Annotated in this window: 19 protein-coding genes and 2 pseudogenes; 4 read left to right on the top strand and 17 right to left on the bottom strand. The window is 60.9% G+C overall.

Going from position 1 to position 19,991, the window contains the following annotated elements; genetic code table 11:
- The first annotated feature begins 3 nt into the window (after positions 1–3).
- From OKW39_RS21405 to OKW39_RS21390, 4 genes are all read left to right on the top strand, one after another.
- A complete protein-coding gene (locus OKW39_RS21405) occupies positions 4–456 on the top strand; it encodes a bactofilin family protein (RefSeq protein WP_429550993.1) in 453 nt (150 codons plus the stop codon).
- Between the two features lie 112 nt (positions 457–568).
- Positions 569–922, top strand: a complete 354-nt coding sequence (locus OKW39_RS21400; RefSeq protein ID WP_143037385.1) for a hypothetical protein — start codon at positions 569–571, stop codon at positions 920–922.
- A gap of 20 nt (positions 923–942) precedes the next feature.
- Complete coding sequence (locus OKW39_RS21395) at positions 943–1,152, top strand: hypothetical protein (protein ID WP_429550992.1); 210 nt, start codon at positions 943–945, stop codon at positions 1,150–1,152.
- Positions 1,153–1,306: 154 nt separating this feature from the next.
- A complete protein-coding gene (locus tag OKW39_RS21390; protein ID WP_429563559.1) occupies positions 1,307–1,699 on the top strand; it encodes a hypothetical protein in 393 nt (130 codons plus the stop codon).
- Positions 1,700–1,927: 228 nt separating this feature from the next.
- Here the strand turns inward: OKW39_RS21390 and OKW39_RS21385 are convergent, their stop codons facing one another.
- The 17 genes and pseudogenes from OKW39_RS21385 to OKW39_RS21305 form a co-directional block, all read right to left on the bottom strand.
- Positions 1,928–2,587: a hypothetical protein gene (locus tag OKW39_RS21385; protein WP_429563558.1), complete on the bottom strand. Its 660-nt coding sequence runs from the start codon at positions 2,585–2,587 to the stop codon at positions 1,928–1,930.
- An 87-nt stretch (positions 2,588–2,674) separates the two neighbouring features.
- The gene (locus tag OKW39_RS21380) at positions 2,675–4,399 is read right to left on the bottom strand and encodes an ATP-dependent helicase (protein ID WP_090812847.1); all 1,725 of its coding nucleotides are present in this window, start codon (positions 4,397–4,399) and stop codon (positions 2,675–2,677) included.
- 9 nt (positions 4,400–4,408) lie between these two features.
- On the bottom strand, positions 4,409–5,278 hold the full coding sequence (locus tag OKW39_RS21375) for an ATPase (protein WP_090812846.1): 870 nt from the start codon (positions 5,276–5,278) through the stop codon (positions 4,409–4,411).
- A gap of 284 nt (positions 5,279–5,562) precedes the next feature.
- Complete coding sequence (locus OKW39_RS21370; RefSeq protein ID WP_429563557.1) at positions 5,563–6,177, bottom strand: DUF4400 domain-containing protein; 615 nt, start codon at positions 6,175–6,177, stop codon at positions 5,563–5,565.
- The gene (locus OKW39_RS21365; protein WP_090812844.1) at positions 6,170–6,370 is read right to left on the bottom strand and encodes a hypothetical protein; all 201 of its coding nucleotides are present in this window, start codon (positions 6,368–6,370) and stop codon (positions 6,170–6,172) included. Before OKW39_RS21365 ends, OKW39_RS21370 begins: the two co-directional genes overlap by 8 nt.
- Before the next feature lie 7 nt (positions 6,371–6,377).
- The gene (locus OKW39_RS21360) at positions 6,378–6,896 is read right to left on the bottom strand and encodes a hypothetical protein (protein ID WP_090812843.1); all 519 of its coding nucleotides are present in this window, start codon (positions 6,894–6,896) and stop codon (positions 6,378–6,380) included.
- A gap of 10 nt (positions 6,897–6,906) precedes the next feature.
- Positions 6,907–8,778 (bottom strand): conjugative transfer system coupling protein TraD, encoded by a 1,872-nt coding sequence (traD, locus tag OKW39_RS21355; protein WP_429563556.1) that lies wholly within the window; start codon positions 8,776–8,778, stop codon positions 6,907–6,909.
- Complete coding sequence (locus OKW39_RS21350) at positions 8,775–10,130, bottom strand: TraI domain-containing protein (protein ID WP_429563555.1); 1,356 nt, start codon at positions 10,128–10,130, stop codon at positions 8,775–8,777. Before OKW39_RS21350 ends, traD begins: the two co-directional genes overlap by 4 nt.
- Entirely contained in the window at positions 10,127–11,173 is a 1,047-nt protein-coding gene (locus tag OKW39_RS21345; protein ID WP_090812840.1) for a type IV secretion system protein, read from the bottom strand. Before OKW39_RS21345 ends, OKW39_RS21350 begins: the two co-directional genes overlap by 4 nt.
- A 3-nt stretch (positions 11,174–11,176) precedes the next feature.
- Complete coding sequence (locus OKW39_RS21340) at positions 11,177–11,944, bottom strand: type VI secretion protein (protein WP_090812839.1); 768 nt, start codon at positions 11,942–11,944, stop codon at positions 11,177–11,179.
- A 29-nt stretch (positions 11,945–11,973) separates the two neighbouring features.
- Positions 11,974–14,436, bottom strand: a complete 2,463-nt coding sequence (locus OKW39_RS21335) for a VirB4 family type IV secretion system protein (RefSeq protein ID WP_429563554.1) — start codon at positions 14,434–14,436, stop codon at positions 11,974–11,976.
- Positions 14,430–14,738, bottom strand: a complete 309-nt coding sequence (locus OKW39_RS21330) for a VirB3 family type IV secretion system protein (protein ID WP_143037382.1) — start codon at positions 14,736–14,738, stop codon at positions 14,430–14,432. The genes OKW39_RS21335 and OKW39_RS21330 overlap by 7 nt, the downstream gene beginning before the upstream one ends.
- Before the next feature lies 1 nt (position 14,739).
- Entirely contained in the window at positions 14,740–15,093 is a 354-nt protein-coding gene (locus OKW39_RS21325; RefSeq protein WP_090812837.1) for a TrbC/VirB2 family protein, read from the bottom strand.
- A gap of 12 nt (positions 15,094–15,105) precedes the next feature.
- A complete protein-coding gene (locus tag OKW39_RS21320) occupies positions 15,106–16,155 on the bottom strand; it encodes a CpaF family protein (RefSeq protein WP_429563553.1) in 1,050 nt (349 codons plus the stop codon).
- A 329-nt stretch (positions 16,156–16,484) separates the two neighbouring features.
- Positions 16,485–17,799 (bottom strand): annotated as a pseudogene (locus OKW39_RS21315) (vWA domain-containing protein).
- Positions 17,800–17,808: 9 nt separating this feature from the next.
- Positions 17,809–18,723: a hypothetical protein gene (locus OKW39_RS21310; RefSeq protein ID WP_090812834.1), complete on the bottom strand. Its 915-nt coding sequence runs from the start codon at positions 18,721–18,723 to the stop codon at positions 17,809–17,811.
- A gap of 111 nt (positions 18,724–18,834) precedes the next feature.
- A pseudogene (locus OKW39_RS21305) lies at positions 18,835–19,861 on the bottom strand (ATP-binding protein).
- Positions 19,862–19,991: the final 130 nt, after the last annotated feature.

Here is a 19,991-nt window from a genome sequence, read left to right as displayed (position 1 = left end):
GACATGAAAAACGAACTTTCGATCACCCTCGTATCCGCCGGCTGCACAATCAGCGGCGACCTGATCGTCGATCACGGCATCAGCTATTTCGGCCTGCTCGACGGAGGTCTCATTTCCACGCAAGGCCTGCTGCACGTCGGCGACGGTGGCCTGATCAAAGGCAATGTCCAGGGCGACCACGTGCGCATCGACGGACGCGTCGACGGCAACGTCCATGCTCGCGGCACGCTGGAAATCAACGGACACGTCTCGGGCGACATCATGTACTGCGGCACGATCCGTCTCGGACCCCGAGCAGCGCTCAACGGCACGCTCAAGCGCGTGGCGCGCATGCTGACGGTGGAACCGGCAACCAGCGAGAGCGCGAATCCGGAGCTTACTGCCACAGACCGGGCTGCGGCCGCGCCAGAGCGCGCGGAATCGAACGTGACCGAATTCTCGCGCGCGAAGGCCTAAAACCGACGACACTTTCCAGGCTGCATAAAGGTAAAAACCAATGAAGTTGCGCGATTTAATAAAGTGGGCTGCGGTAGCCGTTTCGATAGCTATGCCCCTAACGGTGGTAAGTATGGTTTCGGCCTATGTCGATAACGGCTCGGCCATGGTTAGAGCCTCGCTCATCGAAATTGATGTCGTGCGGCTCGCCCAGCTCGCTGGGGACATCCGTATCCTTCCACCTACGGATGCATCGGCTTTGCTGGCCAGACACGGCCTGAGTTCGTCCGAAGCTTTGCAGGACAGGATCAAGCTCGCGCAAACCACCTTTGCGCAGACCCACGCGGACCTGGAAAACACAGCGCGCCGCGTCTGGCGCAACACAGCAATCGGTTTCTTTTGCGTAGCGATTAGCAGCTGGCTCGCAGTGACGCTGGCTATCGTGTTGCCACGCAAACGCGCGGGCGGTTCCGCCGCTGCGGCGTAACGCTCATTCCAAAAACCAGCGTGAGTTACCACACCCGCGACTGGGAAGCCGCAGCACAGGAAGCCGCCTTCGACGGGCTCTGCTTCTGCATGCTCAGCGACGGCCGCTTCATCAACCGGCAGGCAATGTCCGACAACACGCCGCACCGGAGCCGCTTCACGCTGGCCTCTGATTTTTTCGAGCAGCACATTGCTTCAACGATTCCGGAGCCGCATGCCTCGCGGACATGACGGTCAGCCCTATCTCACATTGAAACGGAGAACCACGATGCAATTGATGCGCAAGGCACTTTTCGCAACGGCTATCGCTGCAGGCCTCATCGCCGGCGCACACGCGGCGCCGATCGCGCAGACGCTCGACGTAACCTGGTAGAAAGACGGAAAAGTGATCGACGGCGGTCGACACATCGTAGCCGATGGGGCCGGAGTCTCGACCTACCTGCACCGCAGCGGGCAAGAAGTTGGTTACGTGACGTGCCAAACGACAGCGGAAGGTAAGGAGCTTGTTCCATCAAGCGTTTTCGTTGGCCGCTCGCTGCTTATCAAGCCGGTCCTCATTCACCTCGATAAGCTTCAACTCTCAGTGTCCGCGATCGACACCGCGTTCGACGGCAAGCGCAAGACCGGGAATGCAGACTGCGCATCAGAGGTCGTCGATACACACGGCTACGCTGCGTCGGACATACCCGTCGAGTTAAACGGGACGCAGACAGTCGAAGTGCCGATGAAGGATCCGCATTACCGCCTCGTGCTTAGCCTTCACCGCGAAGCGATTTGAGCGAAGCGGGAAAAGGAAAAGGAACCGCTGGCTCCCTTTTTTCGGCTGTCTTGCCGTTTCTCCGACTTCTCACCCCGTTGCAGACTAGCGTAGCGCCCGCATGCAGAAAAACTGGGTTGGGGTTTATACTGACGCCGTCTCCTCCATGTCCTCCATCATGGATTCAGGTCCGCCTCGCGCGGGCCTTTTTCTTTGCGCGTCGCCGCGGCACCGCGCGGCCGCCGAAGCTCACTTGCTGAAGTCCGCTGAGTCGATCCAGCCATCACTGGCCAGCACGAGAGTCCGGGTTCCCTTGGCGTGGTCAGCCATCCGCGCGTTGAGCCCATAGACCTTCCGGACGCCGTCGTCTTTCGCCCACGCCGGCACGTCGACCGGACTGAACGTGAACGAGACTTCGGAAATGGTATGCCCAAGCGCATTGCTGGGTTCGGAGAAGCGCGCTACCTCGTCGACCTTGTAGTGGCCCGCGCACATCGTAAGTTCGTCGGGGCTCACCAGCGCCTTTTTCCCGGCGTCAGTCAGTGAATAAGTCTTTGTCGGCGCGGTGTACTCGCCCCCGAGCCAGCCGCGTTTCTTCGCTGTCCCATCGGAGACCGACAGCAGGCCCGCATGGACCAGCACGTCCAGCGGACGGGTCGCTGACGCGTTGTTCTGCTCGACTCCGACCTCAAGGCTCGCGATCGTCGGCTTTGGCTGCAGGGCGACGACCAGCGGGTACTGCCGGTTGTTTTCGGCCATCACAAACGGCTGTACCGGAATGCACTCTCTTGCAAAGTGGGCGTTGAGCGCCTTCTCGAAATTGCCATTGTTCGCATCCTTTGCAGAGCCGCAGGCTGCGAGCGCGACGACGATGGACATGGCAGCGGGAGTGGCAAACTTTCTGATCATTGCTGTTTCTCTTTCTTCCGAAATCGGTGGCGTGGCCACGGTGGATGGGTGTAGCACGTGCTTTCGCGCCGTTGAGCGTTGCCGCCTTCAGGCAGCTTGCGCGGGCTGCTCGATCTGCGCCTCAGCGACAAATCGTGAGGCGAAGTTTTTAGCCGTACCGGAAAGCATCAGCGTCTCGCGCGCGCGAGTCATCGCGACGTAGAACAGCCGCCGCTCTTCGGGTTCGGTGGATTTGGCGTCGGGGACGATGGTGTCTTCGGACCGCGCGATCCAGACGTGATCCCACTCAAGCCCCTTCGAACTGTGCATCGTCGTGAGGACCAGCGCGTCCGGTGCGGGCTCGTTGTTGTCCTGCCGCAGGAACAGCAACCGCTCGGCGAAGGTGCCGTTCAGTCGTGAGAGCACGTCATAGGTCGCCTGAATGGTGCGGATGCCGTTTTCCTTTTTCGTGTACTTGAGCAGCCACTCGTTCACGCCTGACAGCACCAACGAATAGAACTTCCGCTCGCAGAGCCCGCGCCACTCGGCAAGCCGCTTCATGAATTCGCGGTAGTTCGTCGCTACGTCTTCTGGCATGCCGAGTTCAACGAGCTCCGCCCGCGGCTTCTGGACGAGTTCCGCGCCCATGCTTGCGTGCAGCGCTCGAAGATGGTCCGCATGAAGGCCAGAGTGCGCCAGTACAGCGTCAAGACCGGTCGCCTTCACGCCCTCAATGATCTCCAGCAGATTGCACAGCAGCGCGCCTTCAGGACGATTGAGGACCGATGCGCCTGACGCGCGGTGATACTTGACGCCATACGAGCGGCAGACCGCCTCGAGCGGGTCAAGGATACGGTTAGTGCGCGCGAGCACCGCGCAGGTTTTTCCATTGCGCAGCAGCGGCGCCAGCGCCTCGATGGCGGCCTCGGCTTCCACGTATTCGTCGGCGTGGCGCGAAGCCTCGACCCGGCCGCCCAGGCCTTTTTCCGCCCGCAGGACCTTGGGGATGCGGTCAGGATTGTTGCGAATCACCCTGTCAGCCGCCGCGAGGATCTCGGCGCGGCACCGATAGTTGCTCCCAAGCACGACCGGCTTCGCCTCGAATTCCTTGATGAAGGATTCCATGCCGCGATAGCCGAGTGCCTCGCGGAACGCGTAGATGCTCTGATCGTCGTCGCCCACGACCGTCACGACCGATCCGGCTTTTGCGTGAAGCTCGATCCAGCGGTACTGCAGCGGGTCAGTGTCCTGAAACTCGTCGACCAGCAGGTAGGCGAACGGGTACGGCAGGATCGTGCCGTTCTGCATGCCCTCAACGGCGAGCCGCAGCATGTCCTGAAAATCGATCTTGCCGTTGCGCGCCAGCGCTTCCTGATAGGCGCTGTACAACTGGCCGTCGGCGCTGTTGACATCGCACCGGCCGAAATTCGTCTTGATCTTCTCGATCGTCGGGATGACGTCCTCGGCCTTTCCTTCAAGCCCAAGGTCCTGCATGACGCGGATCAGCAGTCCCAGTCTGTCGCCATCGCTCGCAATGTCGAGCGAGCGGCCGCCGGGACGCTGAAGCTGCTTGTACGCGAGTGAATGGAAAGTGCCTGCGATCAGGCGCTTTTTCACCGCCTTGCCTGCCACCGTCAGAATCCGTTCACGCAACTCGACCGCTGCATCCTTCGAGAACGTCACCGCGCCAACGACCGCCGCCCCTTCCTGCAGGAGTAGCGCGGCCTTGGTGGCGATCGTCTTTGTCTTGCCCGCGCCGGGGCATGCAATCGCCACGCAGTTCTGGCGCAACTGGGCGACTTCCCGCTGCTGCGGATTGAGTTCGTCCAGCATGTCGCCCCCTTACAGGCCGCGGACCGTGGTCATCAGCCGCAGGTGCGTCATGTAACCGCGAACGCCCAGCGGGTTCACCTTCTTCAGGAAGTGCACCGTTTCGTCATCGACGTCAGACTGGTCACGAATGCCGTTCCAGACCATGAAATCAAACTGATCCATCACCTTGTCGAACTTCATGATCGCCGACAGAACGCGCATCGAGAAACGCGAATACACCTCGACGGTCATGTCCAGCGCCGGCATCGGGATCGACGGCTCGAACACGAACTCGCCGCCCTCGCGAAGCTCGGCCTCCTTCTTCTCGCGAAAGCCCACGGCCACGCGCAACGCCTCGTCGACATACTCCTCGATCGACTTGATCTGCTTTTCAAAGAAGCTGTTGACCGAGTTCTTGTCACTCTCGCCGAATGTCGAGTCGCCGAAACGCTGCATGTTCACGCTCATGCGGTTAAGGTACGGCCACCATTGCTCAAACAGCGGCTTCAGGCGTGTGTGATTCAGGCGCACCTGCGCGGGCACTACTGCCGCGCCGGAAAGCTGACGCTCCATCAACTGCCGGCCGATCTCACGGCGACGCTTGATGATGGAGATACGCTCGCTCGCAGGAAGATCGCGGAACGCCTTGCGGGTCTTCGCTACTTCGGCGCGCTTCATGTTGGCGTCGTCGGGCGAGATGACACCCTCTTTCTGCAGACGGTCGGCGTCCGCTTCCATCTGACTCAGTTCACGCTCGATCTCGCCTTCGCCTTCTTCGGCGCCATCAAGCCTTGGCTCGTGGTCGGCATGTGAAGCTTGCGCGAGTACGCTCGCATCGGACGCTGCCAGAGCGCCTGCCGTTTCAGCTTTGTCGAGTTCGGTTTCTGCCACAGTGCTCATGCGCGTTTCTCCCAGGTCGGACCAGTGTCCGTTTGATCGTTGGTAATTGGGTGCGCGCCACGCGTCCCCACAGCACAATTGTTGCGGCGTGGCGGGGCGCGAAACTCCCGAAACACGCGTTATTTCAGACGGCTTTTAAGGCGAAGCCCAGCTTTCGGCCACAGACAACAGGCGACAGGAGACATCCGCCTGCTAGCGGATTAGCAGTCGAGCGGAATGCACGCTGAAATGGGAGGGAAAACGGTGAAAGCAGGTCGGAAACCCCAACCTGCTTCTCGGAGAATTTATCGTGCCGACTGGAACGACTCGGCGGCCTTCCAGAGCAGTGCGCCAAGCAGCGCCGCAACCACAAGCCAGTAGCCGGCAAGCACCGGTACCGGCGCGAGCAGCACGCCGAACAGCGTGCCCGTAACGATCAGCAGTCCGTGGCCTGCGAGATGGAAAGAAAGCGGGCTAACGAAGCCGGCCGCGGCGGCCTTGATCTTCCTGCGCGCAGTACCGTCGATGAACATGCCGAGCGCGAAGCACAGTGTGCCCCCGATCCACATCTTCATCAACATCGCACGGAACATCGCCCTGTACGCGAGCAGCCAGAAGTTTTCGGTCCACGTGTGGGCGAAGGTTGACATGCCGCCGTCGTTGAGACCGCCGACATTGCCCGACGCCGCCAGCGTGCGGTGAAGGAGGCCGTTGTCCACGAACGACCGCTTGAACAGTTCGTTAGCCGAGCGCACCGCGGCGTCTGCTCTGTCCTGTCCGACCGACGCGACAAGCGACTCAGTCTCGACGTCCGGCACCTCGAACAGTTTCCTGTCCGGTATCGCGGGCATTACAGCGATCGACAGGACGGGCACAAGCAGGAACCAGACTTTCAGGTGCGATCCGAACCGGCTAGCCATGGATCAGCCTCGCGACGACGAGAAGCGGGATCGAGGTAATCGCCAGCAATCCACCCCAAAACAGATGGGGGCGGTTCACGACGATTGAGGCGAGCGCGTAGCAGCGGGCTCCCGCGCCCCAGGTGAATTCTTCTGGCGGGGTCGCGTCCGGCTCGTCAAACGCGCTGGCAGTGTTGAGCGCGCGCCGGGCCATGTCCGAATCAACCCGCGACAACTTCGCTATTATCGTAACGGTGAGCGACATCGTATTCCTCAAAGTAGCGACGGAACGCCTCGCCCTGCAGCACGCGCGACGCCAGTTGGAAAGCTGCGGTGCGCTCGGTGATGTGTTCCGGGCAGCGCTCATCGACCATTTCCAGCTCGCTGTTCTGATGCCGCTCTTCAAATGCCGGAATAGGCTCGAGCATGGGCGACCAGACGCTGACCTTGTCACCCCGGCGGGCCACATAACGACGCGCATAGAGCGACTTGGCCGGCTCAAACAGTCCCTGCATGAAAGCCACGTGCTGATCCCCCGTGCGCTTAGCCCGCTTGAAACTTGCCAGCGCCGACTCAATCATTTCTGCCGCAAGCGGCCCTGAGTCTCCAACGAAGCGCTCGCCAATGAAATCGGCAACCCGCGAGCACGCAAGCTCCAGATCCGGCGCAACGTTGAACACGGGAATCAGCTTGTGCGAGAGCTTGTGATCGCGAATGATGTTTTTGAAAACAGCGGACATATTGTGTAGTTCAGCCTTCGATAATAGGAATTCGGCCCTGGTAGACGGCACCGCCGGAGATGCGCATGAAATATTGCAGGTTCGGCAAACGATGAATCAGCGGCATGGGAATCAGTGGCACCTTCTCAAGCTGAAGCGTGCGTGACTGGGATCCACTGAATTCCATTGCATGCGACTCGGTCGTGGTGTTCGTGCTATTCGAGATGTTCACCACCCGAATCGCTGTCTCCCCCACCTTGTCCGAGAACCACTTGGCGGTATCGCTATCTTCAAGTCTAAGGATGACCTGGTTGTTCAGGTTGCCCAAAACCTGCAGCATTTTGGCGGCGTTTCCGAGTTTGGCTTCGAGGTCGGCACGCGCCTGGAATGCGACAAACGCCTTGAACCCCGCGCCCCGTCCCTTGTTCAGGATCTGGATCACCTGTTCGTTGATCGCTTCGGCAATCTCGTCAATGATCAGAACGACATCGGGCTTTTCCGCGTAGAAGTTGTAGATTGAGCCGCAGACCGCCGCGACGTCCGACAGCGCCATCGAGGCAATCGCTTTCTGGACGATGTTGTTCGAGAGCGAGTCGAGGCCCATGTACAGCACGGCCTTCTGCTTGATGATCTTGTCGATGTCCCAGATCTCGCGCTCGTCCTCGAAATCGTCCGCCTTTGGCGCGAGCATCAGCCCCGTCTCACCCGTGGCAAGCATCTGTAGCAGCGGGAGCGCAGACGCGATGATCCGCATGTAGTGCTCGCGGTCGTGCGTGTGTGTAGCAATCAGCCCGTCGATGGTTTCGTGTCCGCGATCCTGCGCCGCAAAGCGGTCCATGTAGAGCTTGGCCATTCCATCGACGAGCGAAACGTCGTTCTTTCGAACGGAGTCCTTGACCGTCTGGGCGACCGTCAACTCCTCCCAGTTCGACAGTCCGTTTTCGAGAAAGAAGCGGCGCAGCGAGCGATCCAGCAACGTGCCGATGCCAGACTGCGCGTATTTCAGGATCGAGCGCAGATTCGGCTTGTCGCCCACGTACAGTTCGCCCTTCACCGCGCGGTCAATGAACAGGAACGCGAAGTCGCGGAACGGCCCCTCTTCCATCAACTGAGCGATGCGCGACGGGATTTCCGACGGCTGCGACCAGTTCTCAAGCGGGTTCAGGCGGATCGACTCATGCGGCTTAGCCTGATTGAAGTACAGGAATTTGCGACCGGCGCGTGCGCACTCCTTCTCGACACGCTTTTTCCACTCGTCGTCGTTTTTGGGGTCGACGATGATGAGCACGTCTTTGGGGTTGTGGATAACCTGCGTTGAGATCACCTCATACGTGCGGGTCTTGCCCGCGCCGGTCGTGCCGCCAACGAGCGTATGGCCGCCCATCGCCTTGTAGTGAAACGGCACGCGGACCTTTTTCGGCTCCATGCCGTGAATCCACGAGGAACCCTGCGGCATGCGATCGCGGATACTGTCGCCCGGTGCGAAAAGACGTTCGATACGCGCTTCGGTCTTTCGACCCAGTTCCGTCTTGTTCAGCCACTTCGGCAACGACGGGATGTCCGTCACGGGCATCCGAAGGATGTCGTGTGCGATCTGTGTGTGCTTCTGGGTCCACTCAAAGCCCGTCCCCAGATACATCGAGTCGTCGCGCTCGCGCATCCTGCGCTGCAGATCCAGCAGCTTGCTGATGTGGATCTTGCTAAGCCACTTCGTTGAGATCGCCATGCGGAAGCTGAGCGCCCGCCACACCTGAACCGCGCGAACGGCCAGCATCGCGAGGCAGGCCAGCGCAAACGCCCATCCATAGGGCATGCCGGACGCGAAAATGCCAACGATCGCAAGCGGCCAGACAATGAGCGGGCGAAATTCGTAGATCGGGCGGAAATGGTTGATGTAGTTCATGCCGCAGGCCGCTCCATGATGAGACGGCCTGCACGTTCTACGATGCAGATGTCGTTGCCCGCTGCACGCAACAGGAGGGTGCGCTTCCTCAACTGCTCAACGAGCGTGTCACTCGTTATCCCGTAGCCGCCAATCAGACGCTTCTGCACGGCCAACCCCTTTTCTTCCCACGTCACTTTGGCCTTCCCTGCTGCAACGTCGCCGGCGAGCGCGCGGAAGAACTCCCTGAGCATCGCCGACCCCGGGCCCAGGATCTCCGTTAGCTCCTCCTCGGTCGGTCCGGTACGCGTTTGCCGGGCGGCTGACGGGGTTCCCCCCGCCATCCGCGACGGGTCAACCGCAGGCGCGGCTGTGACGGCAGGTTCAACGGGTCCAGTCGCGGCCGCCGTGGCGGCCTGTGCTTCGCTCCGCTCCAACGCATCGAGCAACGACTGGGAAAGCTGTGGGCCGCCCGGCACCGCGCCTGGTATGGGAGCAGCGGCCGGTGCTGGCGGTGACGCCGCCGCCTGTGCGACAGGAGAAGCGGCTACCTCTGCCGCCGACGCCGACGGTGTCACCGCTGTGGCACCCTTGTCCTGTGCGGGCGCGGCCGGCGCGACCTGTGGCTGAAGTTCAAGCGCGACGTGCACGGCGGACGGCACGTCGAACTTTACCGGGGCGAAGACACCACGCTGCGCCTTGCGCTCGAACTCGACGGCAACGTCCATCGCCTGGCGCACCACCTTGTGCACCAGCGCCTCGAAGCCCTGCGGACTTCTTTCGGGGTTGATCGCGCCGAAGAGATCAGCCAGTACAGCGTTATCAAGCCCGGACAGCAGTTCGGGCGTGATGACAGTCTGCGCGAACATTGCCGTACGCATGCGCTCGCTTTTCAGCGGAGCCGGTCGACGGTGGACCGCGTAGTCGCCGTCGCCGATCCAGTTGCCGAAAGCGCCATGGGCCGCCGGACTCCACGGGGTGTGATCCGCAATACGGACCATCTCGAAGTGCCTGCACGGCTCGTCGAGCGACGAACAGGCCGCAGCGAGGAATACCGCATAGATGTATTGCGGCTCCAGCCGTCGGCGTTTATCCGACGTCATGTCGGCGGCAAACTTCTGGCCACCCGCGAGGCGCATGGCGTAGAACGTCGCCTCGATAGTCGCGCGGAAGGCGCCACCCGGCTCCGCATGCAATTCAGGCGTAAGCGGCATGGACGAGAACCAGACGGCGCATCGGCGAAGCACTGAAAGCCATTTCCGCTCAAAGTCGGCTTCTGTGCTCTCGTTGGCGCACTGGCGTATGAGCTCGATACGCTTGGCATGCGTAATCAGCAAGTCGCTCGCTAAAGCTGGGCGATGGGAGGCGGTCATGGGATGAAGCTCCGGGCGAGCTTGAGGGCTCCGGTACCCGTCGCGCCAGCGCCACTGCCGAACATGCCGGCGAGCTTCGGGATCTCAAACGAAAGCAGCAGGATGAAAACTGCAAGATCGAATGCGTACGCGCCGGTCGTCGTCGCGCCGCTGACATTCGTGGCCTTCTGGACCGCCGTCGCAATATTGGAACCGAGCAGCCTGATCAGGACCGCGACCATGACAACGTACATGCCAGAATGGATCATCCAGTCAAGCCATTTCATGAAGTAGTTTCGTGTGTAGCTCGAAAATCCAAGCGCGATCGCGATCGGCCCGAGAACGATCCCCACTGCCGCCTGAATCTGGCCAACAGCGCTGTAGTAGGCAAAGACGATCGAGGCGATGAGTACGACGACGAACGCCAGGAATAGTCCGATACCATCAACCACGGTACCAGTCAGATCCGTAAGGAGCTTGATACTGACGAAGCGGGTCTTCACCGCATCGAACATCGTGCCAGCCAGGGTCGCCAACTGTGTCGGAATGCTGTTACTGGACCCGCCCGATACGTGCGTCGCAAGCTGCTCGAACCACGTCCAGAACCCGGCTGCTGACGTGGAATAGCCCAGATACAGCGCGACGAAGATGCCCAGCACCGCCACTTCTTCGAACAGGTTGACCCATGCCGAAATCGGATGATGCGTTCCAGAGAAGCGGACGCCCACGAGGACAAGCGAGATGACGCCCAGCCCCCACGCAAACTTGTTCGCCTCGTCCATCACGCTTGCGCTAGCTGCTACAGCAGCGGGAATGATGCCTCCGAGCAGGCCCTGAATCTGGCTGACCGCGTCGGTCGAGCCTTTCCCGAAGTCCCCGTCGGCGCTTGTCAGAGGCTTCGCGCTCGTCGACGATCCCGTAGCTGGGGAACCGGTCGACAGCGTCGAGCCGTCCGGAAGGGTCATGTTGTCGTCTGCGAACGCAGCGGGCGCTGCCAGTGTGGTGACAAGCAGGCAGACCGTGAGCAACAGCCAGCGCAGCCGCTTGAGAGAAAAAATGGCCACGGTTCACTGCCCCAGTACTTTGGACGAACCTATCGTCGCGTTGTAGGTCGCGCGCTGTTGATCCAGTTGAGCCTGCAATGCCGCCTTGGCAGTGTTGTTTGCCTGGTCGCTCGACGCTGTTTGCGCCTTAGTCACACTATCTGCCGCCTGCTTTGACGCCATCATCTGCAACATGTCGCTGTTCTGGCTCGCGACAATGTCCAGCAGGTGTGTCGTGAGTTGCGCTGTCGCTTCCGCAGTCGGCGACATGTTCAGCTGGTCCTGGATTTCCTGACGGCGCTTGGCAAGGGTGCTCACGTGTGAAATGACGTCGTTGCCCATCTGGAACATCTGCTTGGCCGTCTGGTCGTTGTTGCTGATGAGCGTGCTCTGGTCAGAAAACCACTGCGCCGGTGTCTTGCCGGACTGCGTGATGAGCGCCTGAACCTTTGTGGCGTATTCAGCGTTGGATTGCAGACCGCCATACAGGGACTTCAGTGTGTCGGTGTACTTAGTCAGGCTACTGATGTCGTTCGTGATCGAGGTAGCCTGCGCGAGCATCGCGGCGGGATTCAGGTTGGTCGCCTGCTTCAATTGGTTCAACATCATCTGATACTGATAGACCAGGTTGGTGTCCTGATACACCTCGCCCTTGACCGCGCCGAGCGCAGTCATTGTGTTCTGGACCAGGTTGGTGGGATCGATAACGGCAAGCTGGGCGTGGACCTGTTGCATGAGACCGAAGGTCAGCGCGGCCGTCGCCGTCGCAGTGCGGAGCAGTGTTTTGATCATGGTGAGAATTTCCGGGAGTAAGACTGACGTTATGCGTTTGCGAGGACGTCGCGCACATACGCGTCCTGCCAGTTGTCGACGCCCGACTTCACGTGCTTGTCGAGAATGGCCTGCGCGCGACCATCTGAGCGCAGATAGGCAAGCGATTCCTTCGGGAAGCTCGCCTGCAGCATGCGCGTCTGCGTCGACGTCACCCACAGGTAGTCTCGATTGGGCACCGCGTTCGAGATCATCCTGATCTGGTGCTCGGTCAGACCGAAAATGTCCCGATACAGCGTCTGGTTGTTGATCGCGTCGCTGTTGGGCAGGTAGATGATGTTCGGGATGTTCTCCTTCATGATCTCGAAGTTGGCCACGCGCGCTAGCTGACCGAGCGACTGCGTCGCCATTAGCAACGCGGCGTTCAGCTTACGGATGGTCACCGCCCAAATTTCGAGCCGAGCATAGAACTTCGGGTAAGTGAAGAAGAACCCGGCCTCTTCGATTTCGATCACGGTGTAGCGCTTGCCGTCGAGAATCTGCGCGATCCGATAGAACGCGTAATCCATGAACAGAGCCGCGGCCACCGGGAAGTTCTGGAACAGATCGCCCATCTCGATCGAGAGGTCGTCGGACAACGCGAAGCCGTCGTCGACATGGTCGAAGAACCTGCCGTTTTTCTGCCCTTCGGTCCAGACGGCCAGCCGCTCGCGGAGATCGTCTGGCAGCAGGGTAATCAGGCCAGTCAGCCGCCACTTCTCGCGCCCATAGGCTTTCGCAAGGGTACGGATGCGCTCGAAGATAATTGTTTCCTGCTGGGGCGTGCAGGTGTAATCCTCGCCCTCGATCACGAGCTTGACCCACTCGGCGACGTACGACCAGTGTTTCTCCTCACCGATCAGGGAGAGCGGATTGACTGACGTTGCCGCCTCGAAGCGGCCCGTCGCGTCGATGAACCGTCCGCCACCGAGCAGCGTCGGGATGCGCGTCGAGCGGTCCTTGTCGAACCGGATGCGGCGCGCGCCATGTCGCCCAGTCTGCGACATCAGGTAGTTCAGCAGCACGGATTTACCCGCGCCAATCGGGCCAACTACGAGCAAATGAGCCTTGCCGCCCGGGTGATGCAGGTCAACGTTTTGCAACGTGCGATGACGAGTGGGCAGACACGTGAGCGGCCCCGTCTTTCGGCCGGACTGTTGTGTCAGCCACTCATTGATGGTTGAGCCCTCGCCTACGCTGCACAACGGGGCAATATCCGAGACGGCGGGCGTTTCAACGAATTGCAGGCGCTTCTGCTGGTCCCAGCGCCCTGGCAACGTCGAACTCCAAGCCGCGAAAAGGTTATCTTTCTCGGCAATGACGCCGAAGCCGGCATTGCCAATGACACCGACGACCTGGCGCGTCGCGTCTTCACATTCTTCGGGGGTGCTGCCGTAGACGATGATCGAGATATTTGCGAAACCGTACTGCTGGCCTTCTGCCTCCAGCTTGGCGAGCGCCTCGCTCGCCTCCTTCGCCAGTTGCTCCCGGCCTTCGTCGTTTTTCTGCTCTTCCTTCGTGGCCCACTGCTTGATGATCGCGACCGGGTTGAAGGCGGCAGCCTTGTAGAAACCGCGGATCTTGCGGATGTACGCGCTCGCGCGCGAGGTGTCGAGGAAGCGGAACATCACACAAACGTCGAGTTCCGCATCGACCTGCGACAGCACATCGAGCGCCGCCTCCTGGAAACCCATCCATTCCTTCACACCGATGATTCGCGCATACACCTTGCCGTGAGCCGACTCAAACATCAGCTGCTCGGCGCCGATGGTGACCTGCGTTTCCGTCAGGTGTGTGTCCAGCATCGTGACCGGGTAGCGCATGCGACGCTTCGGCGTGCTCGGATTTGCACGCTGATGCAGGAACGAAAGGGCGTTCTGCAGTTGTAGCCGCTTCATTTTCAGGCGGGTCACACCGCCCGTGAAGCCGTCGATGACCGCTTCGAAGCGCTTGATCTCGTTTTGCAGCTTGGTGAGGTCAAACACAAAGGCGCTCCGGGCAAGCACCATGTCCTTGGCGGCCTCAAACATCGCGACGGCTACATTCTTGCCGCCAACGGTCATGTGGTAACCGATCTTGTCGAAAACACGCGAGAGGCCTGTTTCTGGCGTGAACGCGAGTGCGAGCGAATGCGAGTTGCGGAAGTACTTCCCGCTACCGATGTTCGCCTGGTTCACCGCATCGACTCTCGCATCCGCCTCGTTGCCGAACTCACCGTCGATGCCGCCCCGGATGCGCCGGTGCGATACCCGCCACCACGCGGTGACACGGTGGTCGAAATTGCGGCACGCGTGATCGAGGTTGTCGCGCGCGGCCGTGATGTCGCCCGGATTCGGTGTGTCTGCGTCGATGCCATCGAACTCGAACACGGTGACGAGCGAGCCGTCTTTGTCGAGCACTAGCTCGGGCGTGACGAGTGTCATCCACGGCGCAATTTCCTGCACCGCGCGCTTGGTGAACGGCATTTTCAGCATGAAAGGTCCTGATCGAAACCGTAGGGGCGTCTGAAGCGCGCACTGAACTTGCCGTGAGGCTCAGGCGCATACACGTCGGGGTAGCGGTTATAGATGAGCATCACCATTCGCCACCACGGATCTTTCGAGCTACGCCAGCGAAGGTAAAAGTGGACGATGACGCCGAGCGCAAGGAACGATGGCGTCCAGCTCGTGTAGGTGAGCAATGCCGTCAGGGTGCCGTTCAGAATCGCCAGCATCCGGTCCGCCCCGCCCATCTGGCGGGGCAGCGAGAGCCCGCGGCTGACCTTGTGCTGGCGCATATCAGCAGGCTGCGGTCATGTGGAAGTGATCGCGCATGATCGGCACGGCGACCGATGCGATACCGAGCCCGATCAGCACCACCGAAAACGTCTTCGCGATATTGCTTTCCGAGTTCGCCACCGCAACGCCACCGAGCGTGATCAGCACGATGCCGATGCCGTACAGATAGGGGCCGCTGATCAGGTTGCTGATCGTGCAGATGATGTCCGTCAGGCCGGTGAGCGACGAGTAGTCGCCAGCGGCCATTGCTGCGGCGGACGCCACGCTCAGCAGCGCGCCGACAATGAGTGGCTTGCCCGGTCGCAGCTTCTTCGCGACCGTTGCGGCTGTGCTGAAAAACTTTCCTTGCTTCATTTCCTGCTCCCGTTAAAAAACCCGTCGTAGGTCATAGTCGTTGTTGCGAAAGCCCCGGATTTCGAGGATTTCGGAGACATGGCGCATCTCGCGCGTGCGTTTGAAATGCACCACATAGTTGAAACAGTCGGCGATGTTTTTGCGCATGTCGTCCAGCTCCCAGCGGGAACCGGGCGGGATACCAAGCATCGCGAGGCTTTCGAGACGGCTGAGTGCCGTGCGCGCGTTGTTCGAGTGAAGAGAGGCAAGGCCACCGTCGTGGCCAGTGTTGAGCGCCTGGAGAAGGTCGTAGCCTTCGCCACCACGGACTTCACCAACGATGATGCGGTCAGGACGAAAACGCAGGCACAGCGCAACGAGAAGTTGTGTCGTGACGTTCGTATCGGCGTTGGACAACAGGCGGACGCGGTTTGGAACCTGAACCTTCAGTTCCATCGTGTCCTCGATCGTGATCACGCGCTGGTCTTCGGGGATTGCCCCAACCAGCGCGTTGAGAAACGTCGTCTTGCCCGCCGAGGTGCCGCCGGCGACGAGAACGTTCTTACGCGAGTGCACCAGCGCCTTGAGCGCCCGCATAAGCGCCTCGTCCTGAATGCCTTCCTCGAAAGTGATTGCTTCGGCCTCTTCCGGGCGCGCATTTGCCGCAGAGAACGCGCCCATGCTCACGTAGTCCTCGAGCGTCATCTTCGTCTCGCGATGCTTACGGATGCTCAGCGCGTGCCCGTCGATGGCGGTGGGATTCATCACGGCCGCGATACGCAGATTCTTGTGGCCCGCGTTGATGATTCCCCTGTCGCTGCCGGCGTGCGCCGACTTGTCTACCGACGACGCCAGCGAATGGATTGCCCCTTCCAGATGCTCGGGCCGCAGATCCACGTTCACGCGCGACATCACACCCCGGTGCTCGATCCATACGTTGCGGTGATCATTGACCATAATTTCCGCGAGGTCGGGCGCATCGAGCAGTTCTTTGAGCGGGTTCAGCGCCTCGAAAAACATCGCGACGGCCTCCGCCTTCAGCGGTTGAAGCTTCAGTAACGGGTTGTCGTCAAGGTCGTGCATGCGAGGCTTTGTGGACGGTCTGACATGCGACTATTGTTCTCGCTGGCCCCGCTGGACGGGCTTCAAAAGGGCCACAAAATCACACGGCTTTCCCGGTGTGCGCCAATCGCAACCGGTCATGGTCTGGTCGTGGTGGTAGCACCGGATCTGGTTGCGCACAGCCGTTCGCGACGGCGCCGTATAACGCGTTACGGGTCTATCCGAAGAAAGACCCCAAAAAAGGTATAGCTTTCCGCCGCACGGTGACTGACTTTCGCGATTCCTGCGGCGCAGTGGACGAAAAAAAACCCGGCACAAGGCCGGGTTGGGTTGAAGAAGATCTAAAGCGATCAACAGATGACCTCGACGGTTTCGCCGAATGGCGCCCGGCGTGCCCGCGTGAGCGGCGTGGTCGACGCCCACAGCACCGGGTAATGCGGCGAGGTCGCCGGAAACGATCCGACCATGTCCGTCAGATAGACGAGAAACGCCGGGTTCAGACCATCGGCCGCCACGCGGTTAAACGGATCGGTGAACGCTGTTCCGCCTCCACCGCGCACGGGTTTGATCTCCGGCGAGTCGCCACGCTCGAAGACCTGCACCTGTGTGACCCGCGTATCGCAGTCCATCACGATCAACCGGGCGGGGCTTGAGCGTGTGGAACACCGACAGGATCTCCGCATCGAACTGGGCCTGCGTCTCGTCAAACACTGAGCCGCTGGAGTCCCTCACGAAAACCGCGTCGCCAACTGCTGGCGTATGCAGCGAGGGCAGGTAGAACCCAAGATGCAGATACCGGCGGTTCGGCGTGGCGAAGCTGTAATCGGTTGGCGATGACTGCTGCGCGAAGCGGTGAAGCACCGCGCGCCAGTCAACTACCGGCCGTACCGCATCGCCTGCCATTGCCTGAAGGTCACCGGGCAGCTTGCCGCGCATCTGCGCAGCCTTGGCGGCCTGCACGACGGCGACTTTCCACTCGGCTTCCTTCACCGGTTTGTCCGCGCCCTGGTACTGCCGGACCTCGCCGCAGGACGAACCCGGTTCGGTTACCGGGTCGTTGGGCCCGCCCAACCGCGACGGTGGCTGTGACCCGCCACCGTTGCCGTCCGGCTGCTTCCCTGGCTTCTCTCCGGCCTTGTCGCCCGGCTTGTCACCCTGCCCCTTCCCGTCGGGCCCCGACGACTGGCCATCAGGTTGCGGCTGCGGTTGCGAGTCAGGCTTTGGCTGCTTCTGCTTCGCCTCCTGGGTCAGCACGCCGTAGATCTCCTCGGCGGACTTTCCGTTGAAGCGCGCAGCGTTGAGCATGCCCTTTGGCAAAACAAACCCAGACGACAGCACGATCGGATTGATCGCGTAGTCGCAGGCCTCATTCCAGCGACGATCCTCGCGCGGCCCCCGACGCCAGCAATGACCGTTGGCCACGTGCAGCACCTCATGCGCAAGCACACCGCGCAGTTCGAGGTCGGTCAACGAATCGATGTAGACGGGGTTGTAACCAAACGACTCCCCGTCCACCCAGCACGTCTTCGCAGAGCGGTCTTCGACCATTCTGAGGCGTAGCGCCAGCGCACCAAAGAAGGGCTGCGACAGGACTAGCTCCGTCCGCTGTCTGGAAATGCGCGGATGGACCGCGCCATTGCCCTGTAACGTCACAGTGCGATCCATACAGCCCCCTTAAGCGACGAGCCGCAACTGGTTGCCCGTCTCGGCCCGCTCGATCTCCGTTTCCGGGGCGATGCCCATGAAAGCGGCCATGAGCCCTTCGATCTCCTGTGCCTTGCTGGCCACCTGGGAACGCAGGACGCGCGACTCTTTCAGGTCCGCACCCGTGTGAACGGCAAGATGTGTCTTTGCCTGTTCAAGGATGTGCGTGAGCTTCGGATCGTTGGCGAAGTTCAGCTTCGGCAGCAACGCGCACAGATCGCGCACGTTGTTGGCCACGTCGAGCCGCACATTGCCGGTCGCATACAGCCGGGAAGCCATCTGCGATACCGCCTCGTACAGGCGCTCCACCAAATCCTCGTTCGCCGTGGTGATCGAGGCGAGCACATGCTGGTCGAGTTCGCTTTTCAGCGTCGTCAGCACGTTTTCCGGCAGATCGACGCCAAACTGGCTCGCGTCCGGAAACGGCAGCACGGCCATCTTCACGCCAAACTTCGTGTGCAGTTCCGCGAGGGTCGGGTAGTCCGCCTCGTTGAACAGCCCATTGAGTTCCGCGCGGGCGAGCTCCTTCAGGTTCAGGTAGTCGGTGAGGAACACGGATACCGCCAGATCGAACTCGTCTTTCAACGAGCGCATCTTGTCGGCGAACTCCATGTACACCATCGTCGGGAGCAGGCGAACTCCAAGCTGGTCGTACTTCAGCGAGTGATCGTAGAAGTAGCCGCGGATGCGGCTGGCGATCGTCAGCACTTCCTTGTAGCTTGGCGCATGCTCAGGCAGGAGGCGCTTGTTGAATCTGCCGATGCCCTTCGCATGGTGTCGGTTTTCGACCTCTTCGGTAGCCTTGCCGTCGAATCGACGGGCAACCCACGTGGAGATCGTGACCGAGCACAGCATGACTTTCGACTGGATGTTAGAGATGTTCATGAGAAAACTCCGGTAGAGAAATGGAATGGATGAGGCAAAGAAAAAGGCCCTGGGCGTCGGAAGACGCTTCAGGGCCAAGGGGTTGAACAGCTTAGGGAAAAAATTGGTGGCTTAATCGCCTTTGATGATCTTGCCGATCTCACCGCCCTGCGCCCGGATAAAGGCGTGGGAGTTGGCGACAGCCGGCGAGCGTTGCAGCGAGTCACGCACGAGCAGAGCAGCGAACTCGCGGTGTCCCGCTTCGATCATCCGCTCGGTGTACGTCACCACGCGATCGAAGTTTCCCTCGGTTGCGCGAGCCGCCAGCGCCGTCGAAATGGCATAGAGCGCCGACGTCTTTTCAGGGATCGGGGCTGAGTCCGGCGTCGCCAGGATGGCGTCCGGATTCGGCAGTTCGCGATAGATCTGCAGGAAGCTGACAAGCTCCGTTGCAGCGCCTTCGCCGACCGATCCCGCGTAGGAGATATGCTCAAGATGCTTTGGCACCACGCCCATCGTCTTGGCGACGAATCCCCAGCTTCGGGGACTCGGCACGTTTTCGATGTCACGCGACGTCTTCTGCACCGACAGCAGATCCTGACGAAAGCGCAGGAACGCAATCAGCTCCGGCGGCACGTCTGCTCGATTGGCCCAGGCGGACCAGTCGTCGATGGTTGGCTCCAGCTCTACAACCGTGGCAAAGCGCGAAATCACGGGATCAAGAATTCCCGTCACCCCGGCGTTGTCGGTGCGGCGGTTGGAGGCCGCGAGAAACGTGACGTGGGATGGCAGAACGTGCTCACCGACGCGGCGCGCCAGCAGCAGCTGCATCTTCGCTGCCTGAACTGCGGGCGAGGCCTGCCCCAGATCGTCCAGGAACCAGATGAGCGGGCGTCTTGCCGTCATCGCGCGTTCCAGGTCACCGAACGGAAGGAACTTCGCAGTCGCCCCATCGGCAGAAGGAAACGGCAACCCTTTCGAGTCGGTCGGATCTTCAACGACGGGATGGCTGATGAGCAGGTCGTGATTGGTGTCGCGAGCGGTCTGCTCGACGATGTCGCTCTTGCCGATACCCGCGGCGACCGGTAATGAGCACCGGCAGACGCTTCGGTACATACAGCGAGAGCAGTTCGGTCAGTTGTGCGGGCGTAACTTTCATGATGGCTTTCCAGAAAAGAGAAAGCCCCGGAAAGACTACGCCCGAAGGGACGTGGTCCCTCAGGGGCGATAAATAGATGCCGACGTGTCGGCGGGTCGATGCGTCAATGACGCGGGTGAAGTCCTCAGTG

The organism is Paraburkholderia sp. MM6662-R1 (genome assembly GCF_050436245.1).
Lineage (GTDB): Bacteria > Pseudomonadota > Gammaproteobacteria > Burkholderiales > Burkholderiaceae > Paraburkholderia > Paraburkholderia tuberum.
The sequence above is the reverse complement of the archived record's forward strand: the minus strand, read 5'-3'. Positions and strand labels throughout refer to the sequence as shown.

Bases quoted from the DNA above. Each gene is read 5' to 3' on its own strand.
- OKW39_RS21405 (WP_429550993.1), top strand. From the start codon at position 4: ATGAAAAACGAACTTTCGATCACCCTCGTATCCGCCGGCTGCACAATC.
- OKW39_RS21400 (WP_143037385.1), top strand. From the start codon at position 569: ATGGTTTCGGCCTATGTCGATAACGGCTCGGCCATGGTTAGAGCCTCG.
- OKW39_RS21385 (WP_429563558.1), bottom strand. From the start codon at position 2,587: ATGATCAGAAAGTTTGCCACTCCCGCTGCCATGTCCATCGTCGTCGCG.
- OKW39_RS21380 (WP_090812847.1), bottom strand. From the start codon at position 4,399: ATGCTGGACGAACTCAATCCGCAGCAGCGGGAAGTCGCCCAGTTGCGC.
- OKW39_RS21375 (WP_090812846.1), bottom strand. From the start codon at position 5,278: ATGAGCACTGTGGCAGAAACCGAACTCGACAAAGCTGAAACGGCAGGC.
- OKW39_RS21370 (WP_429563557.1), bottom strand. From the start codon at position 6,177: ATGGCTAGCCGGTTCGGATCGCACCTGAAAGTCTGGTTCCTGCTTGTG.
- OKW39_RS21365 (WP_090812844.1), bottom strand. From the start codon at position 6,370: ATGGCCCGGCGCGCGCTCAACACTGCCAGCGCGTTTGACGAGCCGGAC.
- OKW39_RS21360 (WP_090812843.1), bottom strand. From the start codon at position 6,896: ATGTCCGCTGTTTTCAAAAACATCATTCGCGATCACAAGCTCTCGCAC.
- traD (WP_429563556.1), bottom strand. From the start codon at position 8,778: ATGAACTACATCAACCATTTCCGCCCGATCTACGAATTTCGCCCGCTC.
- OKW39_RS21350 (WP_429563555.1), bottom strand. From the start codon at position 10,130: ATGACCGCCTCCCATCGCCCAGCTTTAGCGAGCGACTTGCTGATTACG.
- OKW39_RS21340 (WP_090812839.1), bottom strand. From the start codon at position 11,944: ATGATCAAAACACTGCTCCGCACTGCGACGGCGACGGCCGCGCTGACC.
- OKW39_RS21335 (WP_429563554.1), bottom strand. From the start codon at position 14,436: ATGCTGAAAATGCCGTTCACCAAGCGCGCGGTGCAGGAAATTGCGCCG.
- OKW39_RS21330 (WP_143037382.1), bottom strand. From the start codon at position 14,738: ATGCGCCAGCACAAGGTCAGCCGCGGGCTCTCGCTGCCCCGCCAGATG.
- OKW39_RS21325 (WP_090812837.1), bottom strand. From the start codon at position 15,093: ATGAAGCAAGGAAAGTTTTTCAGCACAGCCGCAACGGTCGCGAAGAAG.
- OKW39_RS21320 (WP_429563553.1), bottom strand. From the start codon at position 16,155: ATGCACGACCTTGACGACAACCCGTTACTGAAGCTTCAACCGCTGAAG.
- OKW39_RS21310 (WP_090812834.1), bottom strand. From the start codon at position 18,723: ATGAACATCTCTAACATCCAGTCGAAAGTCATGCTGTGCTCGGTCACG.